The organism is Pseudomonas sp. WS 5071 (assembly GCF_012985765.1).
Classification (GTDB): Bacteria; Pseudomonadota; Gammaproteobacteria; order Pseudomonadales; family Pseudomonadaceae; genus Aquipseudomonas; species Aquipseudomonas lundensis_A.
Genome location: NZ_JAAQWY010000078.1, coordinates 1 through 1,235, shown reverse-complemented (window position 1 = coordinate 1,235; position 1,235 = coordinate 1). Strand labels below are relative to the sequence as shown.

Annotated in this window: 1 protein-coding gene; it reads right to left on the bottom strand. The window is 56.5% G+C overall.

What is annotated here, in order from left to right; all coding sequences use genetic code 11:
* Positions 1 to 8 precede the first annotated feature (8 nt).
* Positions 9 to 1,171, bottom strand: a protein-coding gene (locus tag HBN61_RS22275) for an IS3 family transposase (protein ID WP_170047925.1) whose coding sequence is annotated in 2 segments (ribosomal slippage) — positions 9 to 916 and positions 916 to 1,171 — 1,164 coding nt in all. Because the reading frame shifts where the segments join, the coding sequence is not laid out codon by codon here.
* Positions 1,172 to 1,235 lie beyond the last annotated feature (64 nt).

The window sequence follows — 1,235 nt, the reverse complement described above, 5'->3', positions numbered from 1 at the left end:
GGTAGTGGTCAACTAATCCCGGACACGACGTTAAGTTTTTCTTCGGCCCGGGCTGGCGCCAACCCACCGTTGAATTGGTGGGGTCGAACCCAGTTGTACCGATGCATCAAGAAGTGGCTGATATCGCGCTGGGCTTCTTGAGCCGTTCTGTAGCCCGTGGTCGGTATCCACTCGGTTTTCAAGCTGCGGAACACGCGCTCCATTGGCGCGTTGTCCCAGCAATTTCCTCGGCGACTCATGCTCTGGCGCATGCGATAACGCCACAATCGCTGACGAAATAGCCGGCTTGCGTATTGCGACCCCTGATCCGAGTGAAACAGCAGACCCGAAGGCCTGCCACGCTGCTCGTAAGCCATATCCAGGGCCTTGATCACCAGTTCAGCGTCCGGCTTTTCCGACAACGCCCAGCCCACTACCCGGCGCGTGCAAAGATCCAGCACGACCGCCAAGTAATGCCATTTCCCCTGGGCCCAAATGTAGGTGATGTCGCCGCACCAGACTTGATTCGGGGCTGGCACATCAAACTCACGGTTCAAGGTATTCGGGATATCGAGTCTTTCTACTGTCGCTCGTTTGTAGGCATGTGAGCCGGGTTGTTTACTGACTAAATCAAGCTCGCGCATCAAGCTGCGTACTTTGAATCGACCGAGCTGCTCACCGTCTTCACGCATCAGCGACAAGATGCTGCGGCTCCCGGCAGCGCTACGACTTTGCGTGAACAACTCGCTCACCCGGCTGCGCAACCTAAGCCGTTCAACATCGGGCGTGCGGCGCCTAAGGCGCTGGGCGTAGTAGCACGAACGAGTCACTTCAAACACCTTGCACAGCCAATCAACTGGCTCATGGGCGCTCAGCTGATTGATCAGCGCGTACGCTCGTGATCTTCCGACATCAAGAGCGCGGTAGCCTTTTTTAATATCGATTTTTCCCGTTCAAGCCGGGCGATCCGGGCTTCCAGCTCCTGAATTTTCTGCTGTTCTGGGGTCAGCGCCTTGCTCTGCGGAGTGAGGCCTTGGCGCTCTTTCTGAACCTGGCCAACCCAGCGGCGCAACGCTGACTCGCCAATACCGAGCGAACGGCTGGCTTCGATGTAGCTGTAGTTTTGCTTGAGCACGAGGTCGGAAGCCTCGCGTTTGAATTCAGCAGAAAAGGAACGGCGTTGTTTGGTCATCTGACACCTCGATCTGGCGAGCATTCTCGCCTAAATGGGTGTCCGGTTTCATTAGACCACTACA